The 1082-nt window shown below is 39.1% G+C and carries 1 pseudogene; it reads right to left on the bottom strand.

Features of this window, described 5'->3' with window-relative positions:
• Positions 1-1082: pseudogene (locus EKL98_RS17115) on the bottom strand (carbamoyl phosphate synthase preATP-grasp domain-containing protein); the annotation flags it as partial.

Raw genomic sequence — 1082 nt, 5'->3', positions numbered from 1 at the left:
GAAAAGGAATTTTCAAGTCAGTCAAAAGTTCCGAGAATCTTCCTCTGTCTTCGGCTAAATCTAATGCGTCGAAACTCGTTCCTATAATTTTTATTCCGTATTTAGATAGTTTTTCAGCAATTTTCAAAGCCGTTTGTCCGCCTAATTGCACGATGACACCTTCCGGTTTTTCGTGTTGGATAATATCGTAAATATGTTCCCAAAAAACGGGCTCGAAATACAATTTATCGGCTGTGTCAAAATCGGTCGAAACCGTTTCTGGATTACAGTTGATCATTATGGTTTCGTAACCACATTCTTTGGCCGCCAAAACCCCGTGAACACAAGAATAATCAAATTCGATTCCTTGTCCAATTCGGTTTGGTCCTGAACCCAAAACAATTATTTTTTTCTTGTCGGTTACGATACTTCGGCCTCAAAAGTGGAGTAATAATAAGGAGTCAATGCCTTGAATTCCGCAGCACAAGTATCGACTAGTTTGAACACGCGATTGATGTTCATTGACATACGCAAAGTATGTATTTGACTTTCCAAACATCCCAACATATGTGCAATTTGTCTGTCGGCAAACCCTTTTTGTTTGGCTTCCAAAAGCAATTCCCTTGGTAAAGTTTCCAATTTGAAGTTGGATATTTCTCTTTCCAAAGTATATAATTCCTCGTATTGTTTCAAGAACCACATATCGATTTTGGTGATTTCGTGAATGCGACTCAATGGAATTCCCAAAGCAATGGCATCATAAATTACGAAAACACGATCCCAACTCGCAAAAGTCAGTTTCTCGATAATTTGCTCGTAGTTTTTATATCCTTTTCCGTCAGCTCCAAGTCCATTTCTTTTGATTTCCAATGATTGCGTGGCTTTGTGCAAGGCTTCTTGGAACGAACGTCCAATTCCCATTACTTCACCTACGGATTTCATTTGAAGCCCCAAAGTTCTGTCGGCTCCTTCAAATTTATCAAAGTTCCAACGTGGTATTTTCACAATCACATAATCCAAAGTCGGTTCAAAAAGCGCCGAAGTCGATTTGGTAATTTGGTTTTGCAATTCATCCAAGTTGTAACCCAAAGCCAGTTTCGAAG

The organism is Flavobacterium bomense (genome assembly GCF_003970355.1).
This window is presented reverse-complemented; position numbering and strand designations above follow the sequence as displayed.